Source organism: Mesorhizobium sp. YL-MeA3-2017, assembly GCF_030814575.1.
In the GTDB taxonomy this organism is placed as follows: Bacteria; Pseudomonadota; Alphaproteobacteria; order Rhizobiales; family Rhizobiaceae; genus Mesorhizobium; species Mesorhizobium terrae.
Genome location: NZ_JAUSVH010000001.1, coordinates 926,440 through 945,287 on the forward strand (window position 1 = coordinate 926,440; position 18,848 = coordinate 945,287).

At 63.1% G+C, this 18,848-nt stretch carries 23 protein-coding genes and 1 riboswitch; of the genes, 6 read left to right on the forward strand and 17 right to left on the reverse strand.

Annotation, left to right across the window (positions count from 1 at the left end):
* Positions 1 to 9 precede the first annotated feature (9 nt).
* The 14 genes from nuoK to QFZ88_RS04360 all read right to left on the reverse strand — a co-directional run bounded on the left by nuoK (position 10) and on the right by QFZ88_RS04360 (position 11,225).
* Positions 10 to 318 carry an NADH-quinone oxidoreductase subunit NuoK gene (nuoK, locus tag QFZ88_RS04295; RefSeq protein ID WP_024924578.1) on the reverse strand — a complete coding sequence of 103 codons (309 nt, stop codon included), beginning with the start codon at positions 316 to 318 and terminating at the stop codon, positions 10 to 12.
* 1 nt (position 319) lies between these two features.
* Positions 320 to 940 (reverse strand): NADH-quinone oxidoreductase subunit J, encoded by a 621-nt coding sequence (locus QFZ88_RS04300; protein ID WP_024924577.1) that lies wholly within the window; start codon positions 938 to 940, stop codon positions 320 to 322.
* A 130-nt stretch (positions 941 to 1,070) separates the two neighbouring features.
* Positions 1,071 to 1,562, reverse strand: a complete 492-nt coding sequence (gene nuoI, locus QFZ88_RS04305; protein ID WP_024924576.1) for an NADH-quinone oxidoreductase subunit NuoI — start codon at positions 1,560 to 1,562, stop codon at positions 1,071 to 1,073.
* Between the two features lie 4 nt (positions 1,563 to 1,566).
* A complete protein-coding gene (locus QFZ88_RS04310) occupies positions 1,567 to 1,797 on the reverse strand; it encodes a hypothetical protein (RefSeq protein WP_024924575.1) in 231 nt (76 codons plus the stop codon).
* Positions 1,797 to 2,840, reverse strand: coding sequence for an NADH-quinone oxidoreductase subunit NuoH (nuoH, locus tag QFZ88_RS04315; protein WP_024924574.1), 1,044 nt, complete (start codon positions 2,838 to 2,840; stop codon positions 1,797 to 1,799). The genes QFZ88_RS04310 and nuoH overlap by 1 nt, the downstream gene beginning before the upstream one ends.
* 3 nt (positions 2,841 to 2,843) lie before the next feature.
* Entirely contained in the window at positions 2,844 to 4,922 is a 2,079-nt protein-coding gene (gene nuoG / locus QFZ88_RS04320; protein ID WP_024924573.1) for an NADH-quinone oxidoreductase subunit NuoG, read from the reverse strand.
* Positions 4,922 to 5,188, reverse strand: a complete 267-nt coding sequence (locus tag QFZ88_RS04325) for a pentapeptide repeat-containing protein (protein WP_244431118.1) — start codon at positions 5,186 to 5,188, stop codon at positions 4,922 to 4,924. The genes nuoG and QFZ88_RS04325 overlap by 1 nt, the downstream gene beginning before the upstream one ends.
* Positions 5,189 to 5,222: 34 nt before the next feature.
* Positions 5,223 to 5,945: an NADH-ubiquinone dehydrogenase gene (locus QFZ88_RS04330; protein ID WP_024924571.1), complete on the reverse strand. Its 723-nt coding sequence runs from the start codon at positions 5,943 to 5,945 to the stop codon at positions 5,223 to 5,225.
* A gap of 94 nt (positions 5,946 to 6,039) precedes the next feature.
* Positions 6,040 to 7,344 (reverse strand): NADH-quinone oxidoreductase subunit NuoF, encoded by a 1,305-nt coding sequence (nuoF, locus tag QFZ88_RS04335; protein ID WP_024924570.1) that lies wholly within the window; start codon positions 7,342 to 7,344, stop codon positions 6,040 to 6,042.
* Between the two features lie 10 nt (positions 7,345 to 7,354).
* Positions 7,355 to 8,476, reverse strand: coding sequence for an NADH-quinone oxidoreductase subunit NuoE (nuoE, locus tag QFZ88_RS04340; RefSeq protein ID WP_024924569.1), 1,122 nt, complete (start codon positions 8,474 to 8,476; stop codon positions 7,355 to 7,357).
* Complete coding sequence (locus QFZ88_RS04345; protein ID WP_024924568.1) at positions 8,477 to 9,667, reverse strand: NADH-quinone oxidoreductase subunit D; 1,191 nt, start codon at positions 9,665 to 9,667, stop codon at positions 8,477 to 8,479.
* 8 nt (positions 9,668 to 9,675) lie between these two features.
* Positions 9,676 to 10,281: an NADH-quinone oxidoreductase subunit C gene (locus QFZ88_RS04350; RefSeq protein WP_024924567.1), complete on the reverse strand. Its 606-nt coding sequence runs from the start codon at positions 10,279 to 10,281 to the stop codon at positions 9,676 to 9,678.
* Positions 10,282 to 10,287: 6 nt separating this feature from the next.
* Positions 10,288 to 10,869 (reverse strand): NuoB/complex I 20 kDa subunit family protein, encoded by a 582-nt coding sequence (locus QFZ88_RS04355; protein WP_024924566.1) that lies wholly within the window; start codon positions 10,867 to 10,869, stop codon positions 10,288 to 10,290.
* Positions 10,860 to 11,225: an NADH-quinone oxidoreductase subunit A gene (locus tag QFZ88_RS04360; RefSeq protein ID WP_024924565.1), complete on the reverse strand. Its 366-nt coding sequence runs from the start codon at positions 11,223 to 11,225 to the stop codon at positions 10,860 to 10,862. The genes QFZ88_RS04355 and QFZ88_RS04360 overlap by 10 nt, the downstream gene beginning before the upstream one ends.
* A 331-nt stretch (positions 11,226 to 11,556) precedes the next feature.
* On the opposite strand from QFZ88_RS04360, the gene QFZ88_RS04365 reads away from it, so the two are divergent.
* From QFZ88_RS04365 to QFZ88_RS04375, 3 genes are read left to right on the forward strand one after another with little or no spacing between them, the layout of a single operon-like run.
* Positions 11,557 to 12,771, forward strand: coding sequence for a winged helix-turn-helix domain-containing protein (locus QFZ88_RS04365; protein WP_024924564.1), 1,215 nt, complete (start codon positions 11,557 to 11,559; stop codon positions 12,769 to 12,771).
* Between the two features lie 15 nt (positions 12,772 to 12,786).
* The gene (locus QFZ88_RS04370) at positions 12,787 to 13,254 is read left to right on the forward strand and encodes a GNAT family N-acetyltransferase (RefSeq protein ID WP_024924563.1); all 468 of its coding nucleotides are present in this window, start codon (positions 12,787 to 12,789) and stop codon (positions 13,252 to 13,254) included.
* A 41-nt stretch (positions 13,255 to 13,295) separates the two neighbouring features.
* Positions 13,296 to 13,784 carry a shikimate kinase gene (locus QFZ88_RS04375; RefSeq protein WP_024924562.1) on the forward strand — a complete coding sequence of 163 codons (489 nt, stop codon included), beginning with the start codon at positions 13,296 to 13,298 and terminating at the stop codon, positions 13,782 to 13,784.
* Between the two features lie 56 nt (positions 13,785 to 13,840).
* Here the strand turns inward: QFZ88_RS04375 and QFZ88_RS04380 are convergent, their stop codons facing one another.
* The 3 genes from QFZ88_RS04380 to QFZ88_RS04390 form a co-directional block, all read right to left on the reverse strand.
* The gene (locus QFZ88_RS04380; protein WP_036255072.1) at positions 13,841 to 14,284 is read right to left on the reverse strand and encodes a hypothetical protein; all 444 of its coding nucleotides are present in this window, start codon (positions 14,282 to 14,284) and stop codon (positions 13,841 to 13,843) included.
* A 2-nt stretch (positions 14,285 to 14,286) separates the two neighbouring features.
* A complete protein-coding gene (locus tag QFZ88_RS04385) occupies positions 14,287 to 14,991 on the reverse strand; it encodes an SDR family oxidoreductase (protein ID WP_024924561.1) in 705 nt (234 codons plus the stop codon).
* 147 nt (positions 14,992 to 15,138) lie between these two features.
* Entirely contained in the window at positions 15,139 to 16,032 is an 894-nt protein-coding gene (locus QFZ88_RS04390) for an NmrA family NAD(P)-binding protein (protein WP_036255053.1), read from the reverse strand.
* A gap of 109 nt (positions 16,033 to 16,141) precedes the next feature.
* Between QFZ88_RS04390 and QFZ88_RS04395 the strand changes: the two genes are divergently transcribed.
* The 3 genes from QFZ88_RS04395 to cobW all read left to right on the forward strand — a co-directional run bounded on the left by QFZ88_RS04395 (position 16,142) and on the right by cobW (position 18,845).
* Positions 16,142 to 17,056: a LysR family transcriptional regulator gene (locus QFZ88_RS04395; protein ID WP_024924559.1), complete on the forward strand. Its 915-nt coding sequence runs from the start codon at positions 16,142 to 16,144 to the stop codon at positions 17,054 to 17,056.
* An 84-nt stretch (positions 17,057 to 17,140) separates the two neighbouring features.
* A riboswitch (cobalamin riboswitch) is annotated at positions 17,141 to 17,346 on the forward strand.
* A gap of 33 nt (positions 17,347 to 17,379) precedes the next feature.
* Positions 17,380 to 17,805, forward strand: coding sequence for a DUF1636 family protein (locus QFZ88_RS04400; protein WP_024924558.1), 426 nt, complete (start codon positions 17,380 to 17,382; stop codon positions 17,803 to 17,805).
* Positions 17,806 to 17,807: 2 nt separating this feature from the next.
* The gene (gene cobW, locus QFZ88_RS04405) at positions 17,808 to 18,845 is read left to right on the forward strand and encodes a cobalamin biosynthesis protein CobW (protein WP_024924557.1); all 1,038 of its coding nucleotides are present in this window, start codon (positions 17,808 to 17,810) and stop codon (positions 18,843 to 18,845) included.
* The last annotated feature ends 3 nt before the right edge of the window (positions 18,846 to 18,848 follow it).

Consider the following 18,848-nt stretch of genomic DNA (forward strand, 5'->3'; position numbering starts at 1 on the left):
ATTGCCCCGTTAACCCTTCATCATGTTCACGTCTTCGACCGCGATCGAACCGCGGTTTCGGAAGAAGACGACCAGAATGGCAAGACCGATCGCCGCCTCGGCCGCCGCCACCGTCAACACGAACAGTGCGAAGACCTGGCCGACGAGGTCGCCCAGCGCCGCCGAGAAGGCGACGAAATTGATGTTCACCGCCAGCAGGATCAGTTCCACCGACATCAGGATGACGATGACGTTCTTGCGGTTCAGGAAAATGCCGAACACGCCGAGCGTGAACAGGATGGCCGAAAGGGTGAGGTAATGTCCGATGCCGACGGTCATCTCAGATACCCTTCCCCGTCTCGACTTTCTTGATTTCGATGGCGGTCGCCGGCGTGCGGGCGACCTGCTCCGCGATCGACTGCCGCTTGATGCCCGGCTTGTGGCGAAGCGTCAAAACGATCGCGCCGATCATGGCGACGAGCAGCACCAGGCCTGCGATCTCGAAGTAAAAGAGATAATTCGTATAGAGAATGTCGCCGAGTGCCGCCGTGTTGGTGCGGGTGGCAAGATCGGGCGTCTTCTGCGTGATGGTGGTGGCGAGCTGCGGCGCGAAGGTGTAGCCGCCCAGCACCACGATGAGCTCCGCCGCCAGGATCAGCCCGACGAGCGCGCCGATCGGCGCATATTGCAAGGCACCGCTTTTCAGTTCCGCGAAGTCGACGTCGAGCATCATGACGACGAACAGGAACAGCACCATGACCGCGCCGACATAGACGACCAGCAGGATCATCGCCAGGAACTCGGCGCCGGTGAGCAGGAACAGCCCAGCCGCGTTGAAGAACGTGAGGATGAGGAACAGCACCGAATGCACGGGGTTGCGCGACGAGATGACCATGAAGGCCGACGCCACAGCGATAAAGGCGAAGAGGTAGAAGAAGGCCGCCTCTAGTCCGTTCAGCATAGGGGTTCCCCCAGGTTCCTGTTGGGCAAGGCTGGCGCCCTGCTCCATTCTTTTCGGCCTCGCCCCGCCTCCGGTTGCGAAACCGCGTTGTCCTTAGACGAGCCGTTGCGGCGCGTCCATCTTTCAAAACTCACCGGTAAGGTGCGTCCAGTTCCATGTTGCGCGCGATCTCGCGCTCCCAACGGTCGCCGTTGGCGAGCAGCTTTTCCTTGTCGTAATAAAGCTCCTCGCGCGTCTCGGTCGCGAACTCGAAATTCGGCCCCTCGACGATGGCGTCCACCGGGCAGGCTTCCTGGCAGAAGCCGCAATAGATGCACTTCACCATGTCGATGTCGTAGCGCACGGTGCGGCGGGTGCCGTCATTGCGCCGCGGACCGGCCTCGATGGTGATGGCCTGCGCCGGGCAGATCGCTTCGCACAGCTTGCAGGCGATGCAGCGTTCCTCGCCGTTCGGATAACGCCGCAGCGCATGCTCGCCACGGAAGCGCGGGCTGATCGGCCCCTTCTCGTGCGGGTAGTTGATCGTCTCCTTCGGCGACACGAACTGGCGCATCGACAGGAAGAAGGCGCCGACGAAGTCCTTCAGAAGCAGTGCCTTGGCGGCCTGAGCAAGAGCGGACATGTTCCTATTCGCCTCCAAATAATGCCGGTCCGCCCTGCCAACCGATGAACACACCGCCGAGCGCGGCCAAGGCCGGTAGGATCCAGAAGTAGCGACGGAGCTGCTGTGCAGAAAGCCCGTGATTCATTCCTACATTCTCAAGCCACGTGGTTTTATGGAGCACCAACCAGATCAACAAAATTCCCAGTTCCAACCAGAAAACGGCAACGATCGCACCCAAAACATTCGGGGACATCACGCCCCCCCCGTGAGTTTCAGGAACGCGGCAGTCGCCACCACCATGAACAGCGAGATCGGCAGGAACACCTTCCAGCCCAGACGCATCAGCTGGTCGTAGCGGTAGCGCGGCACGAATGCCTTCACCATGGAGATGAAGAAGAACATCAGGCAGACCTTGAGGACGAACCAGATCACGCCCGGCACCCAGGTGAAGGGTGCGAAGTCGAACGGCGGCAGCCATCCGCCCAGGAACAGGATGGTGGCCAGCGCGCACATCAGCACGATGGCGACATACTCGCCCAGGAAGAACAGCAGGAACGGCGTCGACGAATATTCGACCATGTGGCCGGCGACGAGTTCCGATTCCGCCTCGACCAGGTCGAAGGGCGGCCTGTTCGTCTCGGCCAGCGCCGAAATGAAGAAGATCACGAACATCGGGAACAGTGCCAGCCAGTTCCAGTCGAGGAAGGTGTTGGGCAGGCCCAGACGGGTGCCGAGGCCATCATGTTGCGACAACACGATGTCGGTGAGGTTCAGCGAGCCGACGGTGAGCAGCACTGTGACGATGACGAAGCCGATGGAGACCTCGTAGGACACCATCTGCGCCGCCGAGCGCAACGCGCCGAGGAACGGGTATTTCGAGTTCGACGCCCAGCCGCCCATGATCACGCCATAGACTTCGAGCGAGGAGATGGCGAAGACGTAGAGGATGCCGACATTGATGTTGGCGATCGCCCAGCCATTGTTGACCGGGATCACCGCCCAGGCGGCGATGGCAAGCACCGCCGAGACCAGCGGAGCGAGCAGGAACACGCCCTTGTTGGCGCCGGACGGAATGATCGGTTCCTTGAAAACGAACTTGAACAGGTCGGCGAAGGCCTGCAGCGTGCCCCACGGACCGACGACGTTCGGGCCGCGACGCAGCTGCACCGCCGCCCAGATCTTGCGGTCGGCATAAAGGATGTAGGCCACGAAGATCAGAAGCACGACGATCAGCACGACCGACTTCAAGAGGATCAGCAGCGCCGGCAGCACGTAGAAGGAGAAGAAGCTGTCCATGGTTTATTCCGCTGCCTGCCTGAAGCCGTTCTTCGCGAGCGCCGAGCATTCGGCCATGACCGCGGAGGCCCGCGCGATCGGGTTCGTCATGTAGAAGTCCTTCACCGGCGAGGTGAAGGCCGCCTTGTTGAGGCGGCCGCCGAGCTTTGCCACCTTGGTGACGTCGCCCGCTTCGCCTGCCGCGATCTGGTCGACGCGGGCAAGGTGCGGATGCTCGCCATAGAGCTTCTGCCGGAGCTGCGCCAGCGAATCGAACGGCAGCTTCTTGCCCAACACGTCCGACAATGCGCGCAGGATCGCCCAGTCCTCGCGGGCATCGCCCGGCGCGAAACCGGCGCGGTTGGTCTGCTGCACCCGGCCTTCGGTGTTGACGTAGGTGCCCGACTTTTCAGTGTAGGCCGCCGCCGGCAAGATGACATCGGCGCGGTGGGCGCCGGCATCGCCATGCGTGCCAATATAGACGACGAAACCGGAAGCCTTCGCCAGATCGAGTTCGTCGGCGCCGAGCAGAAACAGCACTTCGCTGTCGCTCAAGATGCCGGCGGTGTCCTTGCCGCCCTCGCCCGGCACGAAGCCGATGTCGAGGCCGCCGACGCGGGCAGCCGCGGTGTGCAGCACCGCAAAGCCGTTCCAGCCATCCTTCACGGCACCGACAGCCTGCGCCAGCTTGGCCGCCTGGCCGAGCACGGCAGCGCCATCCGAACGCGACAGCGCACCCTGGCCGACGATGATGAGCGGGTGTTCGGCCTTCTTCAGCGCCTGGAAGAATTTGCCATTGCCCTCGGCCAGATCCTTCAGCGTGTCTGGACCGGCGCCCAGCGCCTCATAGTCGTAGCGTGTGTCGCCGACCTCGCCGATCACGCCGACCGGCATATTGCCGGCGCGCCAGCGCTTGCGGATGCGAGCATTCAGCACCGAAGCTTCGAAGCGCGGATTGGTGCCGATGATCAGCACGGCGTCGGCGTGTTCGATGCCTTCGATGGTCGGGTTGAAGATGTAGCTGGCCCGGCCGAGCGACGGGTCGAGCGCTGCGCCATCCTGGCGACAGTCGATGCCAGCGGAACCCAGCGACTGCACGAGCTGCTTCAGCGCATACATTTCCTCGACAGCCGCCAGATCGCCGGCGATGGCGCCGATCTTCTCCGGTGCAGCCTTGGCGACGACATCTTTCACTGCTGCGAACGCCTCGGCCCAACTGGCGGGAGCCAGCTTGCCGTTCTTGCGCACATAGGGCCGGTCGAGGCGCTGCGTGCGCAGGCCGTCCCAGATGTAGCGGGTCTTGTCGGAAATCCACTCCTCGTTCACCGCTTCGTTGACGCGCGGCAGGATGCGCATGACCTCACGCCCACGGCTGTCGACGCGGATCGCCGAGCCGACCGCGTCCATGACGTCGATCGATTCGGTCTTGGTCAGTTCCCACGGCCGCGCCGTAAAGGCGAAGGGCTTTGAGGTCAGCGCGCCGACCGGGCAGAGGTCAACGACGTTGCCCTGCAGTTCCGACGTCATCGCCTGTTCGAGATAGGTGGTGATCTCGGCATCCTCGCCGCGGCCGATCAGACCGAGCTCGGAAATGCCGGCGACTTCGGTGGTGAAGCGGACGCAACGCGTGCAGTGGATGCAGCGGTTCATCACCGTCTTCACCAGCGGGCCGATATATTTGTCCTCGACCGCGCGCTTGTTTTCGTGGAAGCGCGAGGAATCGACACCGAAGGCCATCGCCTGATCCTGCAGGTCGCACTCGCCGCCCTGGTCGCAGATCGGGCAATCGAGCGGATGGTTGATGAGCAGGAACTCCATCACGCCTTCGCGCGCCTTCTTGACCATGGGCGAATTGGTCAGCATTTCCGGCGGCTCGCCATTCGGGCCGGGGCGCAGGTCGCGCACGCCCATGGCGCAGGAAGCCTGCGGCTTGGGCGGGCCGCCCTTCACCTCGACGAGACACATGCGGCAGTTGCCGGCGATCGACAGCCGCTCATGGAAACAGAAGCGCGGCACTTCCGCGCCCGCCGCTTCCGCCGCCTGCAGCAGCGTGTAGTGGTCGGGTACCTCGATGTCTTTGCCGTCGACCTTGAGCTTTGCCATCAATTGCTCCCGGCGTCTTTCGCCGTCTTATATGCCGCGAACAGATCAACGACGCTGACGCCGTTGATCTCCATTCCGGCGATCTGCGCATTTTCGATCTTTACGTTGCTCATGTTCACATCGGTGAACAACGTATTGGAAAGATTGACGTCTTCCACCCTGGCGTTGGCCAGGTTGACGTTGTGAAACTGCGTGTTCGACATGTTGACGTCGTCGAAGCACGAATTGGTGACGACGGCGCCGCGAACGTCGAGCACATCGCGCATGTCATGGACTTGCATCGCCGTCGCCTCCCTTCGCTCAATCGTTCGTCTTGGCGGCCAGAGCCGCCGCTTGCATCAGCCAGCCGTCGCGTTCGACGCGGCCCTTGAAGCCCAGATAGTCGTCAACCCAGGCGACCTCGGCCGACGTCCAGCCGGCGATCTGCGCATAGGTCCAGACGCCCTGGCCGTTCAGCACCTTTTCCAGCTTCGGGCCGATGCCGGTGATCGCCTTGAGGTCGTCTGGCGTCGCAGGCTTGTCGACAGCTGCCGGCTTGCGGAAATCCTCCGGCATCACGGCGACCGTCGGCGCAACGGGAGCCGGCACTTCGGCAACCGCGATCTCGGCGGGTGGCGCTTCCTGGATAGGCTCGGCTATCGGTTCGGCAATTTTCTCGGCAACCGACTGCGCTTCGGCGATCAGCTTTTTGGTGGTGGCGCGTGCCCTCGCCGCGGGAGCCTTGGCGGCCGTATCTGCGCCCTCGCCGGCAAAACTTTCGACACTGCCCGGGAAATCGTCCAGAACCGGCTGCAGCAGGCGTTGCGAAACCTCGGCCGCGCCGGTCAGCGCGCCAACCCACAGTCCGAAGGCATGGCTGGCCAGGCCGACGCCGAGCGCCGACATCGCTGCGGCTCCGGCGACCGGATGCGCGAACAGATTGACGGCGTTGGCCATCTCCTGCGGCATCAATTTGGTCAGCTCTTGGTTCATGGTCTCGAAATCGTTCACGTCAGGCACTTCGCGATCGGGGGTGGGAAACATCGATGGCCTCCTAAGCCGCTTCGTTCCGTATGCCCTGCTCTTGCTGCCGTTTCCTGTTCAGCAGGGCTTGCGCCCCTGTTCTCTCATTGTCTTGTTACTCTGCCGCGACGAGAACCGGCTCGGCGCGATGCGCATTGCGGGTGAATTCGTCGATGCGCCGCTCGATCTCCGGGCGGAAATTGCGGATCAGGCCCTGGATCGGCCATGCGGCCGCGTCGCCCAGCGCACAGATGGTGTGGCCCTCGATCTGCTTGGTGACGTCGAGCAGCATGTCGATCTCGCGCTTCTGCGCCTCGCCGCGCACCAGCCGCTCCATGACGCGCCACATCCAGCCGGTGCCCTCGCGGCACGGCGTGCACTGGCCGCAGCTTTCGTGCTTGAAGAAATAAGCGAGCCTGGCGATCGCCTTCACGACGTCGGTCGACTTGTCCATGACGATGACGGCGGCGGTGCCGAAGGACGACTTCTTCTCGCGCATGCCGTCGAAATCCATGATGGCATCGGCCATGTCCTCGCCCTTGATCACGGGGCAGGACGCGCCGCCGGGGATGACGGCCAGCAGATTGTCCCAACCGCCGCGGACGCCGCCGCCGTGCTTTTCCACCAGTTCGCGGAAGGTGATGCCCATCGCTTCTTCGACGGTGCACGGCGTGTTGACGTGGCCGACCAGCATGAACAGCTTGGTGCCGACATTGTTGGGACGGCCGATGGACGAAAACCAGGCAGCGCCGCGACGCAGGATGGTCGGCGCCACCGCGATCGATTCGACGTTGTTGACCGTGGTCGGGCAGCCATAGAGGCCGACATTGGCCGGGAATGGCGGCTTCAGGCGCGGCTGGCCTTTCTTGCCTTCCAGGCTTTCGAGCAGCGCGGTTTCCTCGCCGCAGATATAGGCGCCGGCGCCGTGATGGACGTAGATGTCGAAATCGTAGCCGTTCTTGTTGCCCTTGCCGATCAGCTTGGCCTCGTAGGCCTCGTCGATGGCGCGCTGCAGCGCCTCGCGCTCGCGGATAAACTCGCCGCGCACATAGATGTAGGCGGCGACCGCGCCCATGGCGAAGCCGGCAAGCAGGCAGCCTTCGACCAGCGTGTGCGGGTCATGGCGCAGGATATCGCGGTCCTTGCAGGTGCCGGGCTCGGATTCGTCGGCGTTGACGACCAGATAGCTCGGCCGGCCATCACTCTGCTTGGGCATGAACGACCATTTGAGACCCGTCGGGAAGCCGGCGCCGCCGCGACCGCGCAGGCCCGACGCCTTCATCTCGTTGATGATCCAGTCACGGCCTTTCTCGATCAGGCCCTTGGTTCCATCCCAGGCGCCGCGCGACATCGCGCCGGCCAGCGACTGGTCGAAGCGACCATAGATGTTGGTGAAGATGCGGTCCTTGTCCTGAAGCATTGATCGTCCCTCAGACCGGTTTCTTGCCGAACACGCGGATGTATTCCTCGACCCCGCCCTTGGCGAGCGCCTTGGCCTGCTTCACCCAATCCTCGCGCTCGATGCGGCCGTGGAAGGCAAGATAGCCGTCGACCCATACGCGTTCGGCCTTCTTCCAGGACGCGACCTGGGCGTAGGTGAAGATACCCAATTCATGCAGCGTCGCCTCGATCTTCGGCCCGACGCCGGAGATGAGCTGGAGGTCGTCCACCGCAGTCGGCTTCTCGATGCCCTTCGGCCGATCCTTGTGATCGAGCGAGGGCTTGGCCGGCGCGGCTGCTTTTTTCGGTGCCGCAGCCGCAGCCTCGGTCTTCTTCGCGACGGGCTTTGCTTCGGCCTTCGCCTTGGCGGGAGCCTTCGGCACGGCTGCGACCTTCGCCGGCTCGGCCACCTTGGCTGGCTCGGCGGCAACGGCCGGTGCTTCCTTGGCGGCTTTCGCGGCCGCCTTGGCTTCCTTGTCGCGTGTCGTCTTGAGGATGGCCTTCTCGTCAGCCAGCGCGGAGAAGCCGCTGATCGGCGCCGAGAATATACGGCCGTTCTGCGGGCCGACCGGCACATCCGCGCCCTTGCCCGCTTCGAAGGCGTCGATGATCTCGGCCAGACGTTCCGGCGTCAGATCCTCATAGGTATCCTTGAAGATCATGACCATCGGCGCGTTGACGCAAGCGCCGAGGCATTCGACCTCTTCCCACGACAGCGTGCCGGTTTCATTGGTGTGGAACTGGTCGTGATGGATCTTGGAACGGCAGACGTCCATCAGCTCTTCCGAGCCGCGCAGCATGCAGGGCGTGGTGCCGCAAACTTGGATGTGGGCACGCGTGCCGACCGGCTTCAGCTGATACTGCGTGTAGAAGGTGGCGACTTCCAGCCCGCGAATGAAGGGCATGCCCAGCATCTCGCAGATCGATTCGATCGCGGCCTTGGTGACCCAGCCTTCCTGCTCCTGCGCAATCATCAGGAGCGGGATGATCGCCGACTGCTCGCGGCCCTTCGGATATTTGGCGATCCACTTCTTGGCCGACGCCGCATTCGCCCTGTTGAAGGCGAAGGAAGCTGGCTGGACGCTGGCATCTGCGAGACGACGGACTGACATTTAGCGATCGACCTCACCAAACACGATGTCGAGGGAGCCGAGGATGGCGGTGACATCGGCCAGCATGTGGCCGCGACACAGGAAATCCATGGCCTGCAGATGCGCGAAACCGGGCGCGCGCAGCTTGCAGCGGTAGGGTTTGTTGGTGCCGTCGGAGACCAGGTAGACGCCGAACTCGCCCTTGGGCGCTTCGACGGCCGCATAGACCTCGCCGGCCGGCACGCGATAACCTTCGGTGTAAAGCTTGAAGTGATGGATGAGCGCTTCCATCGAGCGCTTCATCTCGCCACGCTTCGGTGGCACCACCTTGCCGTCGACATTCGACACCGGACCGGTGCTTTCCTTGCCGAGCAGAAGGTCGATACACTGGCGCATGATCCTGGCCGACTGGCGCATCTCTTCCATGCGGATGAGGTAGCGGTCGTAGCAGTCGCCGTTCTTGCCGATCGGAATATCGAAGTCGAGCTCCGAATAGCACTCGTAGGGCTGCGACTTGCGCAGGTCCCACGCAGCGCCCGAGCCACGCACCATCACGCCGGAGAAACCCCAGGCCCAGGCATCGGCCAGCGACACCACGCCAATGTCGGCGTTGCGCTGCTTGAAGATGCGGTTGGGGGTGAGCAGCGCGTCAAGGTCGTCGATCGACTTCAGGAACGGGTCGATCCACTTGCCGATGTCTTCGATCAGCTTGGTCGGCAGGTCCTGATGCACGCCGCCCGGACGGAAATAGGCGGCATGCATGCGCGAGCCGGAGGCGCGTTCATAGAACACCATCAGCTTCTCGCGCTCGACGAAGCCCCACAGCGGCGGGGTGAGCGCGCCAACGTCCATGGCCTGCGTCGTCACATTGAGGATGTGCGACATGATGCGGCCGATTTCGGAAAACAGCACGCGGATCAGCTGGCCGCGCTTCGGCACTTCGATACCGAGCAGCTTCTCGGCGGCGAGCGCGAAGGCATGCTCCTGGTTCATCGGCGCGCAATAGTCGAGCCGGTCGAGATAGGGCACGGCCTGCAGATAGGTCTTCTGCTCGATCAGCTTCTCGGTGCCGCGATGAAGCAGGCCGATATGCGGATCGACGCGGTCGACCACTTCACCGTCCAGCTCCAGCACGAGGCGCAGAACGCCGTGCGCGGCCGGATGCTGCGGACCGAAGTTGATGTTGAAATTGCGGACGGAGGTCTCGGCCATGGGGCGCCTCAGTTCGTCTTGGCTTTTTCATCACCCGGCAGCACGTAGTCCGTGCCTTCCCAGGGAGACAAAAAGTCAAAATTGCGGAATTCCTGCTTGAGCTCGACCGGCTCGTAGATCACCCGCTTGGCTTCGTCGTCGTAGCGAACCTCGACGAAACCGGTGAGCGGAAAATCCTTGCGCAGCGGATGGCCCTCGAACCCGTAGTCGGTGAGGATGCGGCGCAGGTCCGGATGGCCGGAGAACAGAACGCCGTAGAGATCGTAGGTCTCGCGCTCGAACCAGTCGGCACCCGGCCACACGCCGGTGACCGACGGTACCATCGTCTCCTCGTCGGCAAGGACCTTCAGGCGCACGCGCAGGTTCTGCTTCGGCGAAAGCAGGTGATAGACAACGTCGAAGCGTTGTGCCCGCGACGGGTAATCGGCACCGGACACGTCGATGAACGAGATGAACTGGCACTTGGTGTCGTCGCGCAGGAAGGTCGCCGCCTTGACGACGTCGGCGGCGTTGACCGTCACGGTCAGCTCGCCATAGGCGATCACGCTGTCGGTCACCGTGGCGCCGAGCTTGTCCTTGATATGGGCGGCAAGGTCGTTGAGGGCTTCACTCATGATCGATCACCGCTCGATGGTGCCGGTGCGGCGGATCTTCTTCTGCAGAAGAAGCAGGCCGTAGAGCAGCGCCTCGGCGGTCGGCGGGCAGCCAGGCACATAGATGTCGACCGGCACCACGCGGTCGCAACCGCGCACCACCGAATAGGAATAGTGATAATAGCCGCCGCCATTGGCGCAGGAGCCCATCGAGATGACGTAGCGCGGCTCCGGCATCTGGTCGTAGACCTTGCGCAGCGCGGGCGCCATCTTGTTGGTCAGCGTGCCGGCGACGATCATCACGTCGGACTGGCGCGGAGACGCGCGCGGCGCGATGCCGAAACGCTCGCTGTCATAGCGCGGCATGGCGCTGTGGATCATCTCCACCGCGCAGCAGGCCAGGCCGAAGGTCATGTACATGAGCGAGCCGGTGCGCGCCCAGGTGATCAGCGCCTCGCTGGAGGTGACCAGGAAACCCTTGTCGGCGAGCTCATTGTTGATCTCGAGGAAAAAGGGATCGTTGGACCCGAGCGGCTTGCCCGTGTTCGGGTCGAGAATGCCCTTCGGCCGCGGCGCGACGAGCGTGCCGGAATTGTCGTTCAATCCCATTCCAGCGCTCCTTTCTTCCATTCATAAGCAAAGCCGATGGTCAGCACACCCAGGAAAACCATCATCGACCAGAAGCCGAGCATGCCGATCTGACCGAATGACACCGCCCAGGGGAACAGGAAGGCCACTTCCAGGTCAAAGATGATGAACAGGATCGACACCAGATAGAAGCGGATGTCGAACTTCATGCGGGCGTCGTCGAAGGAATTGAAACCGCATTCGTAAGCCGACAGCTTTTCCGGGTCGGGATTGCGGTAGGCGACAAGGAAAGGCGCCACGATAAGGGCAAGGCCGACGATCAGCGCCACACCGATGAAGAGGACGATGGGCAGATACGAACTGAGGAGTGCGTTCATGCTGCGACTTTCCGTTGGTGGCTTATCCACCTGATACAGCACAAGACCTTAGGGCGGAAGCGCGCGTGTTCAACGGCTAAACCGTTTTACGGGGCCCATGCTGCAATGCGGCGACGGTTAGCGCAGCGCTCCCGGCGAAGCAAGTCAAACCTTGTCCAAAATGCGGCTGTGGACGCTTGATCCGGGAAAACTGGTCCGATCGGCTCCTATTTGATTTCCTTCACTTTTTACTCCACTTTTCTCTCCTGACAGGATTGGCGCCGAAACCCTGCTAGCATGGGTGGAATCGCCGCCCTTGGCGGCCAGCTCGAACCGCCAGAATGCCGTCAGGATGAAAGACAAGATCTCGCTCAAGACCGCGCGTCGCATCGCCCTGGCGGCGCAGGGTTTCGCCGACCCGCGACCAAGTACCACGCCCGACCGCCGCCATCTCGGCCGCGTGCTTTCCCGCACCGGTCTGTTGCAGATTGATTCTGTCAGCGCGGTGGTGCGCGCCCACTACATGCCGCTCTATTCGCGCCTCGGCGCCTATCCGATGTCGCTGCTCGACGAAGCCATGGCGCCGGGCCGCAAGCGCGCGCTGTTCGAATATTGGGCGCACGAGGCCTCGCTCTTGCCGATCGAGACCTATCCCTTGATGCGCTGGCGCATGGAGCGAGCCGAACGCGGCGAGGAAATGTATACCGGCCTTGCCAAATGGGGCTGCCAGAACGCCAACCTCATCGACGAGATCTTTCGCGAGGTCGAAACGCGCGGACCGATCGCCGCCTCGGAAATCGAAGGCCACAAGGGCAATGGCGGCTGGTGGGGCTGGAGCGCGGCCAAGCATGCCTTCGAATGGCTGTTCTGGGCCGGCCGCATCACCACCCATTCGCGCCGCGGCTTCGAGCGCCTCTACGACCTGCCCGAGCGCGTGCTGCCACAGGCCGTGCGCGACCTGCCCGTCCCCTCGCCCGAGGACGCGCACCGCGAACTGTTGCGCATGTCTGCCCGCGCTCATGGCGTCGCCACCTATGCCTGCCTGCGCGATTATTTCCGCCTTGCCCCGGAGGACACAAAGGCGCGGCTGGAGGAACTGGTCGAGGACGGCGAACTGATCCCGGTGCGCGTCGAGGGTTGGGACAAACCGGCCTATCTGCACAAGGACGCCCGCCAGCCGCGCAAGGTGGAAGCGCGCGCGCTGCTCGCTCCGTTCGATCCGTTGGTGTTCGAGCGCAGCCGCGCCGAGAACCTGTTCGACTTCCGCTATCGCATCGAGATCTACACGCCGGCCGAAAAGCGGCAATACGGCTATTACGTGCTGCCTTTCCTCCATGAAGAGAAGATCGTCGGCCGCATCGACGTGAAGGCGGATCGGCCAGCCGGTGTGCTGCGCGTGCATGCCGCCTATGCCGAGCCGCACGCGCCGGCCAACACCGCCGAGGCACTGTTCGAGGAATTGAAGCAGATGCAGGGCTGGCTCGGCCTGGAACGCATCGAGGTCACGCCGGCCGGCGATCTCGGCCCTGCCCTGGCCGATGTGGCAGGAATGGCCAAAGCCGCCTGAGGAGAGAATACCCGAATGCCGCACGAACCCGCTTTGCAATTCCGGGCAGCGACGATGGACGATGTCGCGCTGGTTCGCGACATCGTGCGCGCGGCCTATTCGAAGTGGATTCCCGTGATCGGCCGCGAGCCAAGCCCGATGAAGGCTGACTACGATGAGGTGCTGCGGAAGCACCAATTCACCCTTCTCCATGAAGGTCCTAAGGTTGCCGGACTAATTGAGACGACGCTGGAAGACGATCATTTGTGGATCGAGAATGTCTGCGTGCTGCCCGCCCATCAGGGCAAAGGGTTCGGCAAGACGCTGCTTCGCTACGCCGAGGAGATGGCGGTTGAGGCCGGCCGCAAGGAAATCCAATTGCTGACCAATGCCGCCTTCGAGGCCAACATCGCCCTCTATGAGCGGCTCGGCTACATCATCACCGGACGCGAAGCCTATATGGAAGGCACGACGGTCTACATGAAGAAGCGGCTTGAAGCGTAGTGCCGACGTCAACCCACCCACCGATATCCTCGAGAAGAAATATGAAGCGCGTGTTGATCACCGGCATGTCCGGAACTGGAAAGTCAGCGACGATCGGAGAGCTTAGCGCGCGTGGCTATGCCGCCTGCGATCTCGACACGCCCGAATGGTCGCACTGGATCGACGCCGCCTCGGACGACACGCTGACACCCGGAGATGGCAAGGATTGGGTGTGGCAGCTGGACAAGGTCCGGGCCCTGCTTTCCGAACCGCGTGAAGGCATGCTCTTCATCAGCGGCTGCGCTGAGAACATGGGAGAGCTTTTCCCGCTGATCGACACCGTGATTCTGCTTTCGGCGCCGATCGATACGATCATGCAGCGCGTGTCGGCACGCATGTCGAGTGGCTACGGCGGTGTGGCGGAGGAGCGCCGCAAGATCGCCGAACTGATCGAGCTGATCGAGCCGCTGCTTCGGGAGTCCGCCGACCACGAAATCGATTCCAGCGGTCCTCTTCAAGCAACGGTCGACCGGATCCTACAAGTCGCATAGCGTTTCAGTTGCATTCTCGCCGGCGGATATCCCACCGCACCGCAAAATTTAGACGATCAGTCCGCCTCGGTTCGCATGTGGAGCCTGTCCAGTCCGGTCTTGATCATGGAACCGTAGCCGTTCTCCTCAAGAACACTGGCCCGCCTTAGGCCGGCTTTCGCATGAAACCTGGCTTGTTCAAGATTCCCGATTCGGCGATACGCATCCCCCACATTGAGATGGAGCGAAGGAAGAAAGCTCGCAAGCGCCGGCGCCAGCGGATCCGCGTCCCCCTCCGCCCTCCCTGTCGCCGCCTCAAGAGCGGCGATGTCCCAGGCAAGCTCCATGGCCACATCTTCTTCTGTATCGGCCAGAAAATGCGCGATGATACAGCGGCGATAAGGATCGGTCTCGAAGCCGTCGTTCCATAGCCGCTGAAGCTCCAACTTTCCCGCGCAACGATCGCCGCTTTGAAGAATCGCCACGGCTGCGGTGATCGCGTCGATGGAAAGTTCAGCCACCACTACACCGAGCGTGTCACGCCGCCGTCGACGCGGATGTTCTGGCCGGTGATATATGCCGCGGCATCCGAGGCCAGGAAGGCGATGGTAGCGGCGATTTCCTCGCTGGTGCCGTAGCGCTTCAAGGGCACGCTGTCGCGCCGCTCTTCGGTCGCCGGCAGGCTGTCGATCCAGCCCGGCAGCACATTGTTCATGCGGATGTTGTCGCCGGAATAGGCCTCGACGAAGATCTTGGTAAAGGAAGCAAGTCCGGCCCTGAAGACCGCCGACGTCGGAAACATCGGGCTCGGCTCGAATGTCCAGGCAGTCGAGATGTTGATGATGGTGCCGGCCTTTTGCCTCTGCATCACCGGCGCAACCAGCCGCGTCGGGCGGATGACGTTCATCAGATAGGTGTCGAGGCCCTTGTGCCAGTCATCGTCGCTGATCTCGAGGATCTGCGCGCGCGGGCCATGGCCGGCGCTGTTGACCAGCACGTCGATACGGCCCCAGGTCGAAACGGCGAGGTCGACCAGCCGCTTGAGATCGTCATTGGACTGGTTCGAGCCGGTGACGCCGACGCCGCCCAGTTCCTTGGCCAATGCCTCGCCCTTGCCGGAGGAGGACAGGATCGCGACCTTGTAGCCGTCCGCTGCCAGCTTGCGCGCCGCCGCCGCGCCCATGCCGCTGCCGCCGGCAGTCACCACCGCCACCTTCTGAACCGCCATTACCTTCTCCTCTCCGATGCGGCCGAGCCGGACGGCTCCGCCATGTTGCTATCCTCAGATAGCATCAGACGATAGCAGACGAACCCCGGCAAGAGGCAACTTCGGCAGGGCCAGAGGACGAACGTGGTGATGGAATAAACAGCCCGTTCAAGCCCGCATCGGCTCGCCAGGCTCGGCGGCAGCAAGCTCTTCGAAATACTGGCGCAACGTGCGTGGTTCGCGTCCGAGGATGGTACGCAGCGTCAGGCTGTTTCCCGCAGAACCAAAGGCCGAATAGGATTCGAACACGCGCGCGAGTTGCTGCAGCGCTTCCCCCTCAAAGGGCGGCCTGGCGACAGCTGCCCACTCCTCGAAACTGCGTTCCACCGCCTCGATCGAGCGTCCGAGCACGGCGCTCATCATCGCGGCGATCTCGACGCGGTTGTACATACCGTCTGCGGCGAGCTCGAAGGAGCCATAGGCAAGCCGGTCATCCGTCAGAGCCTCGGCAGCCACTTCGGCGACATCGCGATAGTCGACCCGCGCCAGCCGCGCAGTGTTCGAAAAGGGTTCGACGAACATACTGTCCCGGACAATGGCTCGCCACGCCGGCGCGATGTTCTGGAACAGTGTTGCGGGGTAAAGAATGGTGTAGTCGAGATTGGAGCGCAGCAGCGCCTCTTCGACGGGCAATTTGCTGGCGTGGTTGGCCAGTCCGTTGGCCGGATGAATGACCGAAGAAAACACGAACTTGCCCACCCCTGCCCGTTTCGCCGCATGCACCATGGCGATGCCGAGTGCCGGTTCGTCCGCTACGAAAGGTGGACCGACATAGTAGACGCCATGGACACCCCTGAGCGCAGCGTCGAGGCTTTCGGCATCGCGCAGGTCACCGTCCACGATTTCGGAAGCGCCATTGTTCCGCGCCGAATGTGCGGCAGCCTCGTTGCGCACCAACGCCCGCACGATGACGCCACGCCGGGCAAGCTCGGCAGCGACATAGCCGCCGCTGCGGCCGGAAGCGCCAACCACGAGCACGGTTTTCCTGTTCACATCGGACATCCCGTTTTCCTTCCATATTGGATCCGCATGTCCTGAAACATCGGTCTCTCGCCCTTCGGTTGGTAGAGGGCCAATTCGTGATACCGTCTCTCGAAAATCGGAGAACGGTATGGATCGGTTTGGTGATGTCGAAGCGTTCCTGGCAATCGTGGAACGCGGAAATCTTTCAGCCGCTGCCCGGCATCTCGGCCGCTCGTTGCAGGCGGTCAGCCGTTCGCTGGCAGCTCTTGAAAAAAGCGTTGGCGTTGAGCTCGTGCGCCGCACCACGCACAAGGCGCAGCCCACGGAAGCCGGATATGATTTCTACCGCCGCGTGAAACCGGCACTTTCGGAGATTGCCGAGGCCAGGGCCGAGGCAGGCAATCGCAGCGCCGAACCTTCCGGGCTGCTCAAGATCGGCGGGCCGGAATTGTTCGGGCCAAGCTATCTCATCCCCATCGTCGCGCGCTTCATGGAAATGCACCCCAAGGTGGAGGTCGAACTCAGCCTCTCGAACCGCTTCGTCGATCTTGCCCAGGAAGGGCTCGACCTTGCCATCCGCATTGGCGAGCTGCCGGATTCGGACTTGAAGGCGCTCCGGCTCGGTGTCATGCGCCGTGTGGTCTTCGGCGCTCCGTCCTATTTCGACAAATATGGCAGGCCACGGCATCCGCGTGAATTGGCGGAACATCAATGCGTTTTCCGCAACACCGACCGTGACGCTGGTGCATGGCAATTTCAGGATGGCGGCAGACCGATGACCGTCAAGGTGAGCGGACGGCTGCATCTCGACAACGCCGCGGCGAGCCATTCCGCCGTCGCTGTCGGTCTTGGCATCGGCCGCGTACCGCTTTGGCAAGTGCAGGATCTCGTCGACAGCGGCGCAATCGAGGTGATCCTCGAAGCGTTTGAACAACCGGCGGTCCCGGTTCATGTCATCTGGCCGGCCGCTCGCCTGCCGCTCGCCAAAACGCGGCTTTTCATCGACTTCCTGGCCGCCAATCTACACATCGAACGGCGCAATCGCGAATGCGTCGTGGTTTGATCGCCAGATCGGCGCCGGACTGGCATGGCCACGCATGCGACGTCATCCGCCGTAACCATGCGTTGACAGCACGGCCCGCCCAAGCCTAAATCCGGCAAAGACGGTCTCCTCTCTTCACCGGGAGGAGCGAAGAGGGAATGCGGTGCGAGGTTCAAAAACCTCAACTCCGCGGCTGTCCCCGCAACTGTGAGCGACGAGCCAAGGCCGATAGCCACTGGGATTTCCCGGGAAGGCGGCACCGAGGCGACGACCCGCGAGCCAGGAGACCTGCCGTCCGACCAAAACCCCAACGCCTGGCGGGTGTCCCGGGCAAGGAGTCCGATTTGGATCGCAACGGCAGTTTTTCGGCTGAGACGGCGGGTGTTGCGGCAGACGCCGACACCGCGCCCGTCACCATCATCGTCTGTTCCTCGTGCCGCGACGAGACCGGCTCGGACGCGCGTCCACGTGCCGGCGCGCTGCTGGCCGAGGCTACTCGCACCGCCGCCGAGGATAACCGGAACATCGAAGTCCGCACCGTCGAATGTCTCGGCAACTGCAAGCGCCGGCTCTCCGCCGCCTTGTTGCGCGACGGCTGCTGGAGCTATGTCTTCGGCGACCTGACCGCCGAAAGCGGCCCCGACCTCGTCGCCGGCGCAGAACTTTTCGTCACCTCCGAGGACGGCCTCATCCCATGGCGCGGCCGCCCTGATTCGCTGAAGCGCGGCCTGATCGCGCGCATCCCTCCCCTTACCATGCTGAAGGACTAGACATGACCGCTTCCGTTTCCCGCGTGCCCTGCACCGTCGTCACCGGCTTCCTCGGCGCCGGCAAGACGACGCTGATCCGCCATATCCTCGAAAACGCCAAGGGCAAGCGGCTGGCGCTGATCGTCAACGAGTTCGGCGACGTCGGCGTTGACGGCGAAATCCTCAAGGGCTGCGGCATCGACACCTGCCCGGAGGAAAACATCGTCGAGCTCGCCAATGGCTGCATCTGCTGCACCGTAGCCGACGATTTCGTGCCGGCGCTCGACCAGATCCTGTCGCGCACGCCGAAGGTCGACCATATCCTGATCGAGACCTCGGGTCTCGCTCTGCCGAAGCCGCTCGTGCAGGCCTTCCAGTGGCCGACCGTGAAGAACCGCGTCACCGTCGACGGCGTTATCGCCGTGGTCGACGGCCCGGCACTGGCCGAAGGCCGTGTCGCCGCCGACATGGACGCGCTCGCCGCCCAGCGCGTGGCGGACGATTCGCTCGACCATGACGATCCGGTCGAAGAGGTGTTCGAGGATCAGGTCGCCTGCGCGGACCTGATCATCCTTTCCAAGAGCGACCTGATGGACGCCGCTGGCACGGCAAAAGCCAATGCCGTGCTGGACGAGCACGTCGCACGCGCCGTCAAGGTGGTGCCGACCGCCCAGGGCAAGGTCGATCCTTCCGTGCTGCTCGGTCTCGGCCTGGCGGTCGAGGACGACATCGAGAACCGCAAGAGCCATCACGACGGCATGGGCGACCACGAGCATGACGACTTCGATAGCTTCGTCGTCGAGATACCCTCGATCGCCAATCCGGACGAACTGGCCCGCCGCGTCGCCGACGCCGCAGAGAAGGAAAACGTGCTGCGTGTGAAGGGCTTCGTCGAAGTCGACGCCAAGCCGATGCGGCTCCTGCTGCAGGCGGTCGGCCCGCGCGTGAACCACTATTACGACCGCGCATGGACCGCTAGCGACGACCGCCGCTCGCGGCTGGTGGTGATCGGTCTGAAGGGCCTCGACCGCCCGGCCATCGAACGTATTCTGGTGGGGTAAGAC

Coding starts and splice junctions, on each gene's coding strand:
- nuoK (WP_024924578.1), bottom strand. CDS start 318: ATGACCGTCGGCATCGGACATTACCTCACCCTTTCGGCCATCCTGTTC.
- QFZ88_RS04300 (WP_024924577.1), bottom strand. CDS start 940: ATGCTGAACGGACTAGAGGCGGCCTTCTTCTACCTCTTCGCCTTTATC.
- nuoI (WP_024924576.1), bottom strand. CDS start 1,562: ATGTCCGCTCTTGCTCAGGCCGCCAAGGCACTGCTTCTGAAGGACTTC.
- QFZ88_RS04310 (WP_024924575.1), bottom strand. CDS start 1,797: ATGTCCCCGAATGTTTTGGGTGCGATCGTTGCCGTTTTCTGGTTGGAA.
- nuoH (WP_024924574.1), bottom strand. CDS start 2,840: ATGGACAGCTTCTTCTCCTTCTACGTGCTGCCGGCGCTGCTGATCCTC.
- nuoG (WP_024924573.1), bottom strand. CDS start 4,922: ATGGCAAAGCTCAAGGTCGACGGCAAAGACATCGAGGTACCCGACCAC.
- QFZ88_RS04325 (WP_244431118.1), bottom strand. CDS start 5,188: ATGCGCGATGTGCTCGACGTTCGCGGCGCCGTCGTCACCAATTCGTGC.
- QFZ88_RS04330 (WP_024924571.1), bottom strand. CDS start 5,945: ATGTTTCCCACCCCCGATCGCGAAGTGCCTGACGTGAACGATTTCGAG.
- nuoF (WP_024924570.1), bottom strand. CDS start 7,344: ATGCTTCAGGACAAGGACCGCATCTTCACCAACATCTATGGTCGCTTC.
- nuoE (WP_024924569.1), bottom strand. CDS start 8,476: ATGTCAGTCCGTCGTCTCGCAGATGCCAGCGTCCAGCCAGCTTCCTTC.
- QFZ88_RS04345 (WP_024924568.1), bottom strand. CDS start 9,667: ATGGCCGAGACCTCCGTCCGCAATTTCAACATCAACTTCGGTCCGCAG.
- QFZ88_RS04350 (WP_024924567.1), bottom strand. CDS start 10,281: ATGAGTGAAGCCCTCAACGACCTTGCCGCCCATATCAAGGACAAGCTC.
- QFZ88_RS04355 (WP_024924566.1), bottom strand. CDS start 10,869: ATGGGATTGAACGACAATTCCGGCACGCTCGTCGCGCCGCGGCCGAAG.
- QFZ88_RS04360 (WP_024924565.1), bottom strand. CDS start 11,225: ATGAACGCACTCCTCAGTTCGTATCTGCCCATCGTCCTCTTCATCGGT.
- QFZ88_RS04365 (WP_024924564.1), top strand. CDS start 11,557: ATGAAAGACAAGATCTCGCTCAAGACCGCGCGTCGCATCGCCCTGGCG.
- QFZ88_RS04370 (WP_024924563.1), top strand. CDS start 12,787: ATGCCGCACGAACCCGCTTTGCAATTCCGGGCAGCGACGATGGACGAT.
- QFZ88_RS04375 (WP_024924562.1), top strand. CDS start 13,296: ATGAAGCGCGTGTTGATCACCGGCATGTCCGGAACTGGAAAGTCAGCG.
- QFZ88_RS04385 (WP_024924561.1), bottom strand. CDS start 14,991: ATGGCGGTTCAGAAGGTGGCGGTGGTGACTGCCGGCGGCAGCGGCATG.
- QFZ88_RS04390 (WP_036255053.1), bottom strand. CDS start 16,032: ATGTCCGATGTGAACAGGAAAACCGTGCTCGTGGTTGGCGCTTCCGGC.
- QFZ88_RS04395 (WP_024924559.1), top strand. CDS start 16,142: ATGGATCGGTTTGGTGATGTCGAAGCGTTCCTGGCAATCGTGGAACGC.
- cobW (WP_024924557.1), top strand. CDS start 17,808: ATGACCGCTTCCGTTTCCCGCGTGCCCTGCACCGTCGTCACCGGCTTC.